This is a genomic window from Alkalicaulis satelles, assembly GCF_008630495.1.
Lineage (GTDB): Bacteria > Pseudomonadota > Alphaproteobacteria > Caulobacterales > Maricaulaceae > Oceanicaulis > Oceanicaulis satelles.
Genome location: NZ_VWOJ01000001.1, coordinates 479,940 through 493,019, shown reverse-complemented (window position 1 = coordinate 493,019; position 13,080 = coordinate 479,940). Strand labels below are relative to the sequence as shown.

The window sequence follows — 13,080 nt, the reverse complement described above, 5'->3', positions numbered from 1 at the left end:
GAAATTTCCAAGGCTTCTCACAGGATTTTCCATGCTGCGCGGCTCCATGACGGCACTCGTGACGCCATTCAAGAACGGCGCCGTGGACGAGGCGGCCTTCGCCGCCCTGATCGAGCGGCAGATCGCGGCGGGAACCCATGGCCTGGTGCCGGCCGGCACGACAGGCGAGACGCCCTGCCTGACAAGCGCCGAGCGCCTGCGTGTTGTGGAGCTGTGCGTGGAGGCCGCTGCGGGGCGCGTGCCGGTGATTGCGGGCACCGGCTCCAATTCAACCGCCGCCACTATCGAGCTGCAGCAGCACGCCAAAAAGGTGGGCGCAGACGCCGGACTGGTGGTCGCGCCGTACTATAACAAACCGTCCCAGGACGGTATCGCGGCCCATTTCGAGGCGGTGGCCGAGGCGGTGGCCCTGCCCATCTTCGTCTACAACATTCCCGGCCGCTCGGTGGTGGACATCCTGCCTGAAACCATGGCGCGCATGGCCCGCCATCCCAATATCATCGGCAGCAAGGACGCCACTGCGCGCATGGAGCGGGTGACCGATCATCGTCTCATGATCGGGACAGATTTCATTCAGCTGTCCGGCGATGACGCCACGGCGCTGGGCTTCAACGCCCATGGCGGCGTGGGCGCCATATCGGTCACGTCCAATGTGGCGCCCGAGCTGTGCGCACAGTTCCAGACGGCCATGCTGGAGGGGCGCTGGGACGCGGCGCGCGCGCTCAATGACCGGCTGGCGCCGCTCAATGCGGCCCTGTTCGCTGCGCCCAGCCCGGCGCCGTCGAAATACGCGCTGTCGCTTCTGGGGTTGTGCTCCGAGGAGGTGCGCCTGCCGCTGACGCCGTGCCCGGAGCCGGTCAAGGCGCGCGTGCGCGCGGCCATGGAAGGGTGCGGCCTGATATGAGCAGTTCAGGACCTGACAAGGGCCTGGTCGCCGTCAACCGGCGCGCCCGGTTTGATTACGAGATCCTGGAAACCTTCGAGGCCGGGCTGGTGCTCACCGGCACCGAGGTGAAAAGCCTGCGCATGGGCAAGGCCAATATCGCCGAGGCCTATGTCAGCCCGGAAAAGGGCGAGATCTGGCTGATCAATTGCGACATCCCGCCCTATGGCCACGGCAATCGCTTCAATCACGAGCCGCGCCGGGCGCGAAAACTCCTCCTGCACAAACGCGAGGCCAACAAGCTGGCCGGTTCGGTGCAGAAGGACGGGCTGACCATCGTGCCCCTGCGCCTGTTCTTCAACGCGCGCGGCATCGCCAAGCTCCAGATCGGCCTGGCCAAGGGCAAGAAGACCGTCGACAAGCGCGAGACCATCAAGCAGCGCGACTGGAACCGCGACAAGCAGCGCATCCTGAAGAATTTCGGGTAAGGCGCGCGCGTGCGAAAACCCCCGGCCGCCAGGGCCGGGGGTCTGCTTCAGGCGTGACAGGCGTTAATCGGGCGGCGTGGGATAAACGCCGGTTATGACCATGCAGAAGCGCAGGCCCAGTGTGGGGGCGTGGATGTCCACCGGCTGAGAGCCGCCGGTATGGGAGATGGTGTCGTCATCCATCGTCACATCAATGCCGCCGGTCTTGTAGCGGTTCTGGGCGAAAGTGGGCGGTGACGCGTTCTCGGGGCTGACTGTATCGGCCAGCGTGCTTGACCCCAGCACGGTATGGGTGTGAGGCGCCAAATTGCTTTGTGTCAACGTCACTTGCCCAGCGCCATAGGACTGGCCCCTCGTCACGGGGCTGAGGCCAGGACCGGTTCCGGCGCCAACCGGAATGCGGCCGCGCAGATCAGGGACGGCGAAGGTGGTGACGCCATTGCCGCCATAGGTGCTCCCGATCAGGGAGTACAGGGCCTGGTTCTGGGCGATGCTCAGGATTTGCCCATTGGCTTCAACCGTATCCTGAGGACAGAAGTCATAGCCCACGAGGATCACATCCGCGATGTAGTAATCGGCCTGGGCATGGCTCTCGCCCTGGCACAGGGCGGCGGCGGCAAGGCCGGCAGCCATCATCATCATGCGTTTCATGGAATTGGTCCTTTTCAATCGGGCCGCGAGGGATAGAGGCCTTGCATGGCCACGCACCAGCTCATCGCCAGATAGGGCTGACGCAAGGGTATGGGCGCGCCAGTGCCTGCGGGCGGAATCACGGCCGGGTTCAGGGCGACGTCAGACAGGCCCGCTTCGGCATAGGCCACGGACTGCGGCGGATATGTCGCATAGCTGCCGCCCTCCGGGTCCGGTGAGTCAGGCGCCTGGCTGGACGCGTGGAAGCTGTGATTATGCGCCGGCATCTGGTCGATCGTCAGAGACACGGACGTCTGGCCGAAGCTCTGGCCTCGCATCACCGGGTCAAGACCGGGGCCCTGACCGGCGCCGGCGGCATGGCGGCCGGACAGGTTCGGCAGGGCGAATGTCGTGACGCCATCGCCGCCATAGGTGGCGCCATAGAGCGAAAACAGCGCCGTATACTGCGAGACGGACAGTATCTGGCCGGCTGCAGGGGCCCATCCCTGAGGGCAGAAATCAAAGGCGTAGCTGGTGATCTGGCCAAGATACGGATCGGCCTGGCTGTGCGCCGGGCTGGCGAGCCCCGCCATGGCGGCGGCTGAGCCTGCGGCCGCCAGCAGGATTTTGAACGATTTCATGATCTTGATCTCCATTGTGCGGCTTACGGACGGGGCGGGTATATGCCCGTGTAGGCGATGCAGTAGCGCATGCCGAGCGAGGGCTGGACGATGTTGAAGGGCTGGGCGTCGCCGGTGACGCCGATAATGCCGGTCGCCATGGGCATGGGCGAAGTCGGCGCTCCGCCGGCATAGGAATTGACCCCGGTGCCGCTTTGCTCGGCCAGGTCGGCGCCCGCCGGCGAATTGGTTGTGCCGGGCCGGTCAGCGGCCATCAGATTGTGCGTGTGGGCGGGCATCTGGGATATGTTCATCACGGCAGTTTCCTGACCGCCTGACTGACCGGTGACATAGGGGCCGACAGGCGTCGAGCCGGTTCCGACAAGGGCGCGCCCGCGCAGGTCGGGCAGCGCAAATGTGGTCTGGCCATTGCCGCCATACTGTGTGGAAAGCAGCGAAAACAGCGCGACGTTCTGGTTGATCTGCAGGATTTGGCCATTGGCCTCATACCATCCCTGAGGACATTGCGCCTGGCCGACGAATGCAACCTGTCCGAGATAGGGGTCAAAGCCGGTCTGCGCGTGGGCGGCGGGCGCGTGGACAGCCAGACAGGCCGCCGCGCCTGTAAGGGCAAGTATGCGTTGTATGGTCATGGATAACCTCCCCTTGCCTTGTTGGCGTTCAAACCCTGACGCGAGTCGGGGGCGGGGCGAAGGTGAATTTTGCCGGACGATCAATCCTCGGAGGGGAAACGCCCGGGCGGTTGATTTTCCCCCTGCTCTGGGGGATGACCGCACAGGCCAGGAGAACGGAGCGCGCATCCCATGTCGGCAACGCAATTTGACCTGATCGTGATTGGCGGCGGACCGGGCGGCTATGTGGCCGCCATCCGCGCCGCCCAGCTGGGGCTGAAGACCGCTGTGGTCGAGCGCGAGCATATGGGCGGCATCTGCCTGAACTGGGGCTGCATCCCCACCAAGGCGTTGTTGCGTACCGCTGACGTCTATGAGCTGTTCCACCGCGCCGAAGAGTTCGGGCTGAAGGCCGAGAAGGTCAGCTTTGACATATCCGCCGTGGTCAAGCGCTCGCGCCAGGTCGCCAAGCGCCTGTCCACGGGCGTCTCCGGCCTGATGAAGAAGCACAAGATCACGGTGGTGGACGGCGAGGCGCGCCTGACCAAGGGACAGGGCGCGCCCGGCGTGACCGTGCGCGGCAAGGACGGCAAGGAGCAAAAGCTTGCGGCCAGACACGTGATCCTGGCCACCGGCGCGCGCGCGCGCACCCTGCCCAAGGCCGGGCTGGAGCCGGACGGCCAGTCGATCTGGACCTATAAGGAAGCCATGGTCCCCGAAACCATGCCCAAATCGGTGCTGGTGATCGGTTCGGGCGCTATCGGCATGGAATTCGCCAGCTTCTATCACGCCATGGGCGCCGAAGTGAGCGTGGTGGAGATGGCGGACCGCATCCTGCCGGCCGAGGACGCGGAAATCTCCGCCATGGCGCTCAAGACTTTCCGCAAGAAGGGCATGACCCTTCTCACATCCGCCCAGGTGGACAAGCTCGACAAGCGTGACAAGGGCGTGCGCGCGACCGTGAAGGCCGGTGACGGCAAGGAAAAGACGATCGAAGCCGAGAAAGTGATTCTCGCCATCGGGATCACCGGCAATGTGGAGAATATCGGCCTGGAGGCGCTCGGCGTGGAGCTGGACCGCGGCCATGTGAAGACCGACGGTTACGGGCGCACCAATGTGAAGGGGCTCTACGCTATCGGCGACGTGGCCGGCGCGCCCTGGCTGGCCCACAAGGCTTCCCATGAAGGCGTGATCTGCGTGGAGGCCATCGCCGGGCTCAAGCCCCATCCCATGAACAAGGCGAACATTCCCGGCTGCACCTATTGCCACCCCCAGATCGCCTCTGTGGGGCTGACCGAGGCCAGGGCCAAAGAGGCCGGCCATGAGCTGAAGATCGGGCGCTTCCCTTTTGTGGGCAATGGCAAGGCGATTGCGCTGGACGAGGATCAGGGCCTGATCAAGACCATATTCGACGCCAGGACCGGCGAGCTTCTGGGCGCCCACATGATCGGCGCCGAGGTGACCGAGCTCATACAGGGCTATGCCGTGGGCATGGCGCTCGAAACCACCGAGGCCGAGCTGATGCACACCGTCTTCCCCCATCCGACCTTAAGCGAGATGATGCATGAGAGCGTGCTGGACGCCTACGGGCGGGCCTTGCATATCTGACGCAGGGGTGACGGCGGGCTGACCTGGACTTCATGAAATTGCTGTCATCCGGCACATTCCGCTTTCTTATCGAGTTTCGATATGATATCGAGTTTCGATATGGTTGGTCCATAACAAGAGACCGCCGCCGATCCGGACCGGACAACAGGGCATAAGCCCGCGCCGGCCGGTCCGGCGGTTCGCTCAGGAGAAACGCCCATGAAGACGGTGCTGCGTGCAATCCTCTCCGGCCTGGCTGGCGCCATGACCGCCGGCGCCCTGCTGGCTGGCGGCGCCTCGGCGCAATATGTCGGCGGCAATCTGCAGCTTGATCTGGACGAGCGCGGCGATGTGAACATCGCCGGGGCCAATGTGCGGCTGAGCGGCCGGGTCGGCGGTTCGGTCTCGGCCGCCTCGGCTGATTTTTTCTCCAGCGCTGATATCGGCGGAGACCTGGATCTGGCGGCGGCCAACGTGACCATCGCCGGACCCGTTCATGGCGATATTTCCGGCTTTGCCGCCAATATCACCATTGATGCGCCGGTGGGCGGGGACGTGTCCGCCGCGGGCGCCAATATCACCGTGCTCAATACGGTCGCTGGTGAAATGAATGTGCGCGGCGCGCTGATCACGCTGGGCCGTGACGGCGAGGTTTCAGGCCCGGCGGACTGGGCCGGACGCGAGATCATCATCGAGGGCGCGCTGGTGCGCGGGGGCAAGCTGTCGGCGCGCGATGTGCGCATTTCCGGCGTTGTGAACGGCCCGCTGGAGATCGCCGGGCGTCATGTGCGCTTCACCAGCAGCGCCAGCATCACCGGCCCGGTGACCGTGCGCTCGCCCAATCCGCCCGAGCTGTCCGAGGGCGCGGATGTGGCCGACCTCAATTATATCGAAGCGCCGTTTGAAGACAGCCGCCGGGCGCGCCGGGGAACCGGACCGGAGATTTCCATGCGCTTCCTGCCTTCGCCCTGGGCGGTGGGCGGCGTATTGGGCGCCAGCGCCTTCCTGTTGGGCCTTCTGGCCTCCATCGTGGCGCCGCGCGGCGTCGGCGCCGTGGCGGCCTCTTTCCGCCGGCGTCCCTTCGTATCGGGTTTCCTCGGCCTGGTGGTGCTGGCCCTGCTGCCGGTGCTGACCTTGACCCTGTTCGTGCTGCTGGCGGTCACCATTATCGGCATCCCGCTGGCCATGCTTTTGTTCCTGGCCTTCCCGATCGTGCTGTTCCTGGCCTTCGCCTTTGGCGGGCTGGTGGTGGGCGACGCGGTGATGAACCGCACCGGGACGGTGGCCGGGCTGGGCTTGCGCACCGTGTCCTTCTTCCTGGCCATCATCGCCATCATTGCGCTCAGCGCGGTGCCGGTGCTGGGCTTCATCGTTCTGCCGCTGGTCCTGTGCATCGGGCTGGGCGCCTGGACGCTGGCGATCTTCGGGCGCGAATCGCTCAAGGGTCTGGAAACCAGCTCCGCCAGCGAAGCCTGACCGCCAGGTCTGCTGTTTCATGAAGCACCGCGCGCTTGAACGGCGCGCCCGCGAGGTCCATCTTCCGCGCCATGACAACGCTCATCGACGCCCGCAACGCCCGCGCCCAGCGCCATCCGGAAAAGCAGAAGCGGCCTGATACGCCGGTCCTGCGCAAGCCGGAGTGGATTCGCGTACGCGCGCCCTCGGGCGAGGTGTTCGACGAGACCCGCAAGCTGGTGAAGGAAAAGAACCTCGTCACGGTGTGCGAAGAGGCCGGCTGCCCCAATATCGGCGAGTGCTGGTCCAAGAAGCACGCCACCTTCATGATCATGGGCGACACCTGCACGCGCGCATGCAGCTTTTGCAATGTGAAGACCGGCATGCCGGACGCGCTGGATGCCGACGAGCCGCGCCGCGTCGCCGAGGCGACCGCCACCATGGAGCTGGAGCATGTGGTCATCACCTCGGTGGACCGTGATGATCTGGCTGATGGCGGCGCGCAGCACTTCGCCGATGTGATCGGCGCCATCCGCGCCGCCTCGCCGGGGACCACGATCGAGATCCTGACCCCTGATTTCCTGCGCAAGGCCGGCGCGGCCGAGCAGGTGATCGATGCGCGCCCGGACGTGTTCAACCACAATCTCGAAACCGTGCCGCGGCTCTATCTCTCCATCCGCCCCGGCGCGCGCTATTACCACTCGCTGCGCCTGTTGGAGCGGGTCAAGGAGCGCGATCCTTCCCAGTTCACCAAGTCCGGCCTGATGGTCGGCCTGGGTGAAACCCGTGAAGAGGTGATGCAGGTGATGGACGACATGCGCTCGGCGGGCGTGGATTTTCTGACCATCGGCCAATACCTGCAGCCCACCCGCAAGCACGCGGCCGTGGAGCGCTATGTGACCCCCGACGAGTTCAAGGGTTATGAGACCATCGCGCGCGCCAAGGGCTTTTTGATGGTGTCGGCCTCGCCGCTGACCCGCTCGAGCTATCATGCCGGCGAGGATTTCCAGCGCCTGCGCGCTGCGCGCGAGGCGGCCATCGCTTCGGGGCGCACGGTCTAGCGATGGCGGCCGAACACGTCGAACGCCTGCGGTTGCGACACCGCCCGGACGATCTGTTTGATCTGGTCAGCGATGTGCGCGCCTATCCCCGTTTCATCCCGTTGATCAGCGCCATGCGCGTCACCCGCGAGGACGTGCGCGCCGGAGTGGGGGAGCTGGACGCCGAGGCGCGCGTGCGCTTCCGCTTCGTGCGCGAGCGCTTCACCACCCGCGTCACCCTGGACCGCCCCGGCCGGCGCATTGATGTGGCCTATCTGTCCGGCCCGTTCGACGATCTGGCCAATCAGTGGCGCTTCCATGCGCTGGAGGACGGTTCAACCCTGGTGGATTTCTGGATCCGCTATCACTTCCGCAATCCGCTTTTGCAGATGCTGGTGGACACCAATCGCTCGCGCGCGATCCGATTTCTGGTCAACGCCTTCCAGACCGAAGCCAGGGCGCGCTACGAAACCGTCGGCGCCAGCGATTACGCCCTGACCGAAGCCCTGGGCCAGATCCCAGCAGCGGGGCGTTAGAGCCTGGTCCGGCCAGACGGCCTCAGTCCGGACGCTCTAACGCCATGACCTGGAGCGCAATGTATCAAAAAACCGGTTCCCACTTGTTTTGATTGCGCTCTAGCCTCCATTCCTCATCGGCACGATGGGGGCGACCTCAACCTCCTCCATGTCCTCCAGAGGCGGCGCCCAGCGGCGCTCTTCTTCCAGAACGCGCGCCAGCGTGTCCAGACGCCGGGCCGCATCGGTGCGGATATCCATATAGAACAGGTTGAAGGGCGGAGTGCGCCGGTCCTCGCCCACGCGCGACGGGCGGCGCAGGGCGCGCGTGCGCGGCTGGTCGATCATCAGGACGCCGGCCTGGCACTGGGCGCCGGTCTGGCCGGCCATGGGCGAGGGGCTGTCGGTCAGGGCGAGCCCTTCAGCCGCCGCGCCGCCGCGGTGCAGGCGGGCCGGCGCGAAATCCTCCGCCGTGGTCCACAGCACCGGATTGACGCATAACAGCTCCCGTCCGGTGACCGGCGCCAGCGCGCCATCGGCATCCCAGGCGCGGGCGCGCTGTGTGATCGCCTCGATCCGGCCGCGCTCGTCCTGGCGCGCTGACGCCCAGGCGATCACGCAGCGCACATCTTCCGGGGTGTGGCAGGGCGGCAGACCGGCGAGCGGGCCGGAGAACAGATCCAGCGGTACAGGCGATTCCATCAGATAGGCCGCCGCCAGACGCTCGCGCACATCGGCGCGGGGCGCGACCTCGTCGATCAGCACGCCCAGCGCCTGGCTGGCGCCCTGGCCTGCGCCCGCGATCAGGAAGGGCCGGTCGGGACCGATCTCGTCGAGGAAGGCCAGGAAAGCTGCGCGCACGTCCTGATAGGCGAATTCGCGCGCCTGCACCGAATCCTCGCGGTTGTTCATGAAGGTGTAGAGCGCCGCCTGGCGGTAGTGGGGCGCGAACAGCACGGCGTCGCTGACCAGGAAGGGCGCGGCGAAATTGGGCAGCACGGTGCGCGCCAGCACCTCAGCCTCCTGCGGGCGGTCAAACGGCGCATTCCAGTGTGATCCGCCTTCATACGTGGTCGGGTGCACGAAAAAGACCGCTGGGATATCCGGGTCTTCGGGAAGCGCATCAGGGCGCACGGCCCAGGCCTCGGATGACGTATAATCGGGCGCGGGCGGGCGCTCATAGGTCTGAAACGGAATGCCCGGGTCCAGAAAGGTCTGCAAGATCTGCTCGCGCATGATCCATGCGGCGGCGGCCAGCAGGATCAGAAAGGCGGCGGCGCCGGCCAGGACGAAGCGCCAGAACCAGGTGCGGGCAGGGGCGGGGGCTGTGCTCATGGCCGACAGCTAAGCGCGGCGCGCACGCCCGGGCAAGTGCGGCCATGATTTGGCCAAAGCCTCAAAGCAGATCATGGTGGCAAGATCATTCCGTTCCGGAGGCTTTCCCCGTGCTGCGCTGGATTCGCACCCGTTTCCTCACCGGCGTCGCTGTCGCTGCGCCCCTGGCGATCACCGTCTGGCTGATCGTCACAGTGGTGAGCTTCATCGACAATACGATCAAGCCGCTCATCCCGTCCCAGTATAATCCCGAGACCTATCTGCCCTTCGCCATTCCGGGCATGGGGCTGCTGATCGCGATCCTGGCGCTTACCCTTCTGGGCGCGCTGGCGGCCAATATTCTGGGCCGCACGGTGATCTCCATCGGCGAGCGCATCGTCAACGGCCTGCCGTTCATCCGCAATGTCTACGGCGCGTTGAAACAGATCATTGAAACGGTGTTTCAGGGTCAGCAGCACTCCTTCAAGGAAGTGGTTCTGGTGGAATATCCCCTGGAGGGCAGTTTTGCTGTGGCCTTCGTGGCGTCGGAGGGGCGCGGCGTGATCCGTCAGGTGGTGGGCCAGGGCGAGCCGGTGATCGGCGTGTTCATTCCCACCACGCCCAACCCGACCTCGGGCTTTCTCCTGTTCGTGCCGCGCTCACGCACGGTGAAGCTGGATCTGACCATCGAGGAAGCGGCCAAGCTGATCATCTCGTTCGGCATCGTGCAGCCCGACCGGCTGCCGGCCGGGGCGATCCCGGATGATCATCCGCTCAGTCAGGAAATCGCCGCCGGGCAGGCGGCGGACAAATCCTAGCGCAGGCCGGACAGCTCCGATTCGCGAAGCCGGTCCCAGCTGCGATTGGTGCTCATCAGCGCGCGCACATAATCCATGTTCGCCGCCGCCTTGTCTGCGGGCACATCCGCGCGCGCAATATCTTCAGCTTCTGCGAAACGCCCCTGCAGGGCGAGCGCGAGCGCGAGATTCTGGCGGGTCTCCGGTCCGGCCCGGTCATGGTCGGCGGCCTGGCGCAACAGGCGCTCGGCTTCTTCAGGATCGCCCGCCAGCATGTGGCTCATGGCCAGATTGGTCAGGATCGCCGGTTCGCCGGGGCTGAGGTCCAGCGCTTCGAGGAAGCGCGCGCGCGCGCGTTCGCTGCGCCCGGCCTGTTCCAGCGCCACGCCATAGGCATTGTGCAGGCGCCAGTCATCGGGGCGCGCTGAGAGCGCGCGGTTGAAGCTTTCCACCGCCTGCGCGCCCTGTCCCGAAGCGGTCAGGGCCAGCGCATAGCGGGCCTGTAACTGGGTGTCGTCGGGATAGAGCGCCAGCGACTGGCGTGCGACTTCCGCCGCGCGCGCAGCGCTGCCTACCTGACGCAACACGCCCGACAGCTCGATGGCCGCCTCGCGGTCAGCCGGGTTCATCTGATAGGCCTCGGCCCAGAACGCAGCCTGGGTCAGCAGATCCTGATTGCGGATGGCGGCGCGCTCGTCCGGCGTGGCCGGCGCGAGAGAGCGATCCTGCATCTGGCGCGACAGGGTCTCTTCCTGATCAGTCAGGCGGGTTCCCCCCGACGTGGCCCCGCACCCGGAAAGGGTCAGGCTTACAAGGGCGATTGCAGACACGGCCGCGCGCATGCTCTACCTCATAGACGGCATTACAGCCTTCTTGTGCGCTGCGCTGGTCAAGAAGGCGTTAACATATCGCCCGCGCCGCGCCGCAACCGGCCAGAGTGCTTAAGCCCGCCTGAACTGGAACGCCCCTGATGACCGACGCCCCCGATCTTTTCGCCGCCCCGTCCGAAGCCGCGCGCACCGCGCGGATCGTGCTCCAGGAGGGCCTCGGCTCTGCCCTGGACGCGCTGCCTGAAGCTGTGCGCCAGCATGTGCGCGATAGCGGGTTTGAGGGCGCGCCGGGCCAGGTGGTGATTCTGCCCCAAGATGCGGGCGTGGACGCGCTGGCGGGCGGGGGGAGCGGGCGCAGCCCGTTTGAGGCCGCAGGCGCCGCCATGGCGCTGCCGGAAGGCGCCTGGCGCTTTGAGGGCCTGCCCGAAGGCTGGGATCCGACCGTGTTCGCCACTGCGTTTGCGCTGGGGGGCTATCAGTTCACCCGCTACAAGCAGGCCCGCCGCGCCCCGGCGCGTCTGGTTCCGCCTGACGGCGCGGATATCGCCGAAGCGGCGCGCGTGGCGTCCGGCGCCATGCTCACCCGCGATCTGGTCAATACGCCCGCCGGCGACATGCTGCCCAGCCATCTCGAAGCCGCCGTGCGGGGCCTGGCCGCCCGGTTCAAGGCGAAAGTGACCGTCATCAAGGGCGATGCGCTCCTGAAAGAAAACTATCCGCTTATCCATGCCGTGGGCCGCGCCTCGGCGGATGCGCCGCGCCTGATTGAGCTGCACTGGGGCGAAGCCAGCCATCCGCGCCTGGCGCTGGTGGGCAAGGGCGTGTGCTTTGATTCCGGCGGACTCAATATCAAGCCGGGCGACGGCATGCTCCTGATGAAAAAGGACATGGGCGGCGCGGCGAGCGTGCTGGGCGTGGCGTCCATGATCATGGATGCGCGCCTGCCTGTACGCCTGCACGTGCTGATCCCGGCGGTGGAGAACGCCATTTCCGGCAACGCCTTCCGCCCCGGCGACATCCTGCCTTCGCGAAAAGGGCTGACGGTGGAGATCGGCAATACCGACGCCGAAGGACGCTTGGTGCTGGCCGACGCGCTGACCCGCGCCATCGAGGACGATCCCGATCTGGTGGTGGACATGGCCACGCTCACCGGCGCGGCGCGCATTGCGCTGGGCCCCGAACTCGCCCCGCTCTACACCGATGACCGGTCTGTCCGCGACGGCGTGATCGCCGCGGGCGAGGCGGCGGATGATCCGGTCTGGCCCATGCCCTTGTGGGATGGCTATGACGTCCAGCTCGACAGTCCCATGGCCGATCTCTCCAACACCGGCGGCAAGCTCGCCGGCTCGGTGACGGCGGCCCTGTTCCTGCGCCGGTTTGCGCGCGAGGCGCGCGCCTGGGCCCATTTCGACATCTTCGCCTGGAACCCGTCCGCGCGTCCGGGGCGTCCCGCAGGGGGCGAGCTCTTGGGTGGGCGAGCGCTCTGGGGCTATCTGAAACAGCGTTACAAGGTCTGATCATGAGCGCGTTCCAGGTCACCGCCGGGGTCGCCCCGATCCGCAAGGCGCCGGCTGATGACGCCGAGCAGATCAGCCAGTTGCTGGCCGGCGAGGTGTTCGAGGTCGAGCGCGAAGAGGACGGCTGGGGCGAGGGCGTGTCACGCCATGACGGCTATCGCGGCTGGGTGGCCATGGAGGCGCTGTCGGCCCCGGTCCTGATCGCCACCCACACGATCTCTGCGCTGCGCACCTATGTGTTCTCAGACGCCCATCTCAAATCCGCGCCGCGCTTCCTGTTGTCCATGAACGCCAAGATTTCCGCCGGGCGGCGAAGCGGGAAATTTGTGGAGGCCCAGCGGCTTGGCTGGGTTTTTGAAGGTCATCTCGCCGCTCTGGGCGCCCATGAGGACGATCATGCGGGCGTGGCCGAACGCTTTGTCGGCTCGCCCTATCAATGGGGCGGCAAGGAGAGCCTGGGGTTGGATTGTTCCGGCCTGGTGCAGATTGCGCTGGAGCGCTGCGGCATCCTCATCCCGCGCGATAGCGGCCAGCAGGAAGCCTGGGCGCGCGAGCACTGGCAGGCGGTCGCGCCCGGCGAGGACCTCTCGGGGCTGCAGCGCGGCGATCTGATGTTCTGGCCCGGCCATGTGGGCATTCTCACCGCGCCGGACACGCTGATCCACGCCAACGCCTTTCACATGGCCACAGTCGCCGAGCCCGTCGCCCGCGCCGTCCTGCGCATCGCCCACCACCACGCCCCGGTGAGCGGGGTGTTTCGCAAAATATAGCG

Annotated in this window: 14 protein-coding genes; 9 read left to right on the top strand and 5 right to left on the bottom strand. The window is 66.3% G+C overall.

Annotation, left to right across the window (positions count from 1 at the left end):
* Positions 1–31: 31 nt before the first annotated feature.
* Together dapA and smpB are read left to right on the top strand one after the other, a co-directional pair.
* Complete coding sequence (dapA, locus tag F1654_RS02370) at positions 32–904, top strand: 4-hydroxy-tetrahydrodipicolinate synthase (RefSeq protein ID WP_150021895.1); 873 nt, start codon at positions 32–34, stop codon at positions 902–904.
* Positions 901–1,371 carry an SsrA-binding protein SmpB gene (gene smpB, locus F1654_RS02365; protein ID WP_150021894.1) on the top strand — a complete coding sequence of 157 codons (471 nt, stop codon included), beginning with the start codon at positions 901–903 and terminating at the stop codon, positions 1,369–1,371. The genes dapA and smpB overlap by 4 nt, the downstream gene beginning before the upstream one ends.
* A gap of 63 nt (positions 1,372–1,434) precedes the next feature.
* Here smpB and F1654_RS02360 read toward each other — a convergent pair whose 3' ends face one another.
* From F1654_RS02360 to F1654_RS02350, 3 genes are read right to left on the bottom strand one after another with little or no spacing between them, the layout of a single operon-like run.
* Complete coding sequence (locus tag F1654_RS02360) at positions 1,435–2,022, bottom strand: phage tail protein (RefSeq protein ID WP_150021893.1); 588 nt, start codon at positions 2,020–2,022, stop codon at positions 1,435–1,437.
* A 14-nt stretch (positions 2,023–2,036) separates the two neighbouring features.
* Positions 2,037–2,642 (bottom strand): phage tail protein, encoded by a 606-nt coding sequence (locus F1654_RS02355; protein ID WP_199200423.1) that lies wholly within the window; start codon positions 2,640–2,642, stop codon positions 2,037–2,039.
* 23 nt (positions 2,643–2,665) lie between these two features.
* Complete coding sequence (locus F1654_RS02350; protein WP_150021891.1) at positions 2,666–3,274, bottom strand: phage tail protein; 609 nt, start codon at positions 3,272–3,274, stop codon at positions 2,666–2,668.
* A 171-nt stretch (positions 3,275–3,445) separates the two neighbouring features.
* On the opposite strand from F1654_RS02350, the gene lpdA reads away from it, so the two are divergent.
* The 4 genes from lpdA to F1654_RS02330 all read left to right on the top strand — a co-directional run bounded on the left by lpdA (position 3,446) and on the right by F1654_RS02330 (position 7,871).
* A complete protein-coding gene (gene lpdA / locus F1654_RS02345; protein ID WP_150021890.1) occupies positions 3,446–4,861 on the top strand; it encodes a dihydrolipoyl dehydrogenase in 1,416 nt (471 codons plus the stop codon).
* Between the two features lie 198 nt (positions 4,862–5,059).
* Positions 5,060–6,316 (top strand): bactofilin family protein, encoded by a 1,257-nt coding sequence (locus tag F1654_RS02340; protein WP_150021889.1) that lies wholly within the window; start codon positions 5,060–5,062, stop codon positions 6,314–6,316.
* 71 nt (positions 6,317–6,387) lie between these two features.
* Positions 6,388–7,356 carry a lipoyl synthase gene (gene lipA, locus F1654_RS02335; protein WP_150021888.1) on the top strand — a complete coding sequence of 323 codons (969 nt, stop codon included), beginning with the start codon at positions 6,388–6,390 and terminating at the stop codon, positions 7,354–7,356.
* 2 nt (positions 7,357–7,358) lie between these two features.
* Positions 7,359–7,871, top strand: coding sequence for a type II toxin-antitoxin system RatA family toxin (locus tag F1654_RS02330; RefSeq protein WP_150021887.1), 513 nt, complete (start codon positions 7,359–7,361; stop codon positions 7,869–7,871).
* 99 nt (positions 7,872–7,970) lie between these two features.
* Here the strand turns inward: F1654_RS02330 and F1654_RS02325 are convergent, their stop codons facing one another.
* Positions 7,971–9,185, bottom strand: coding sequence for a DUF3089 domain-containing protein (locus F1654_RS02325; RefSeq protein WP_150021886.1), 1,215 nt, complete (start codon positions 9,183–9,185; stop codon positions 7,971–7,973).
* Positions 9,186–9,295: 110 nt separating this feature from the next.
* Between F1654_RS02325 and F1654_RS02320 the strand changes: the two genes are divergently transcribed.
* Complete coding sequence (locus F1654_RS02320) at positions 9,296–9,982, top strand: DUF502 domain-containing protein (protein ID WP_150021885.1); 687 nt, start codon at positions 9,296–9,298, stop codon at positions 9,980–9,982.
* Here F1654_RS02320 and F1654_RS02315 read toward each other — a convergent pair.
* Positions 9,979–10,803: a tetratricopeptide repeat protein gene (locus F1654_RS02315; RefSeq protein ID WP_199200422.1), complete on the bottom strand. Its 825-nt coding sequence runs from the start codon at positions 10,801–10,803 to the stop codon at positions 9,979–9,981. The genes F1654_RS02320 and F1654_RS02315 overlap by 4 nt on opposite strands.
* Before the next feature lie 128 nt (positions 10,804–10,931).
* On the opposite strand from F1654_RS02315, the gene F1654_RS02310 reads away from it, so the two are divergent.
* Complete coding sequence (locus tag F1654_RS02310; RefSeq protein WP_150021884.1) at positions 10,932–12,308, top strand: leucyl aminopeptidase family protein; 1,377 nt, start codon at positions 10,932–10,934, stop codon at positions 12,306–12,308.
* A 2-nt stretch (positions 12,309–12,310) separates the two neighbouring features.
* Positions 12,311–13,078, top strand: a complete 768-nt coding sequence (locus F1654_RS02305; protein ID WP_150021883.1) for a C40 family peptidase — start codon at positions 12,311–12,313, stop codon at positions 13,076–13,078.
* Positions 13,079–13,080 lie beyond the last annotated feature (2 nt).

Excerpts from the sequence above, each read along its gene's own strand:
- dapA (WP_150021895.1), top strand. The coding sequence starts at position 32 with ATGCTGCGCGGCTCCATGACGGCACTCGTGACGCCATTCAAGAACGGC.
- smpB (WP_150021894.1), top strand. The coding sequence starts at position 901 with ATGAGCAGTTCAGGACCTGACAAGGGCCTGGTCGCCGTCAACCGGCGC.
- F1654_RS02360 (WP_150021893.1), bottom strand. The coding sequence starts at position 2,022 with ATGAAACGCATGATGATGATGGCTGCCGGCCTTGCCGCCGCCGCCCTG.
- F1654_RS02355 (WP_199200423.1), bottom strand. The coding sequence starts at position 2,642 with ATGAAATCGTTCAAAATCCTGCTGGCGGCCGCAGGCTCAGCCGCCGCC.
- F1654_RS02350 (WP_150021891.1), bottom strand. The coding sequence starts at position 3,274 with ATGACCATACAACGCATACTTGCCCTTACAGGCGCGGCGGCCTGTCTG.
- lpdA (WP_150021890.1), top strand. The coding sequence starts at position 3,446 with ATGTCGGCAACGCAATTTGACCTGATCGTGATTGGCGGCGGACCGGGC.
- F1654_RS02340 (WP_150021889.1), top strand. The coding sequence starts at position 5,060 with ATGAAGACGGTGCTGCGTGCAATCCTCTCCGGCCTGGCTGGCGCCATG.
- lipA (WP_150021888.1), top strand. The coding sequence starts at position 6,388 with ATGACAACGCTCATCGACGCCCGCAACGCCCGCGCCCAGCGCCATCCG.
- F1654_RS02330 (WP_150021887.1), top strand. The coding sequence starts at position 7,359 with ATGGCGGCCGAACACGTCGAACGCCTGCGGTTGCGACACCGCCCGGAC.
- F1654_RS02325 (WP_150021886.1), bottom strand. The coding sequence starts at position 9,185 with ATGAGCACAGCCCCCGCCCCTGCCCGCACCTGGTTCTGGCGCTTCGTC.
- F1654_RS02315 (WP_199200422.1), bottom strand. The coding sequence starts at position 10,803 with ATGCGCGCGGCCGTGTCTGCAATCGCCCTTGTAAGCCTGACCCTTTCC.
- F1654_RS02310 (WP_150021884.1), top strand. The coding sequence starts at position 10,932 with ATGACCGACGCCCCCGATCTTTTCGCCGCCCCGTCCGAAGCCGCGCGC.
- F1654_RS02305 (WP_150021883.1), top strand. The coding sequence starts at position 12,311 with ATGAGCGCGTTCCAGGTCACCGCCGGGGTCGCCCCGATCCGCAAGGCG.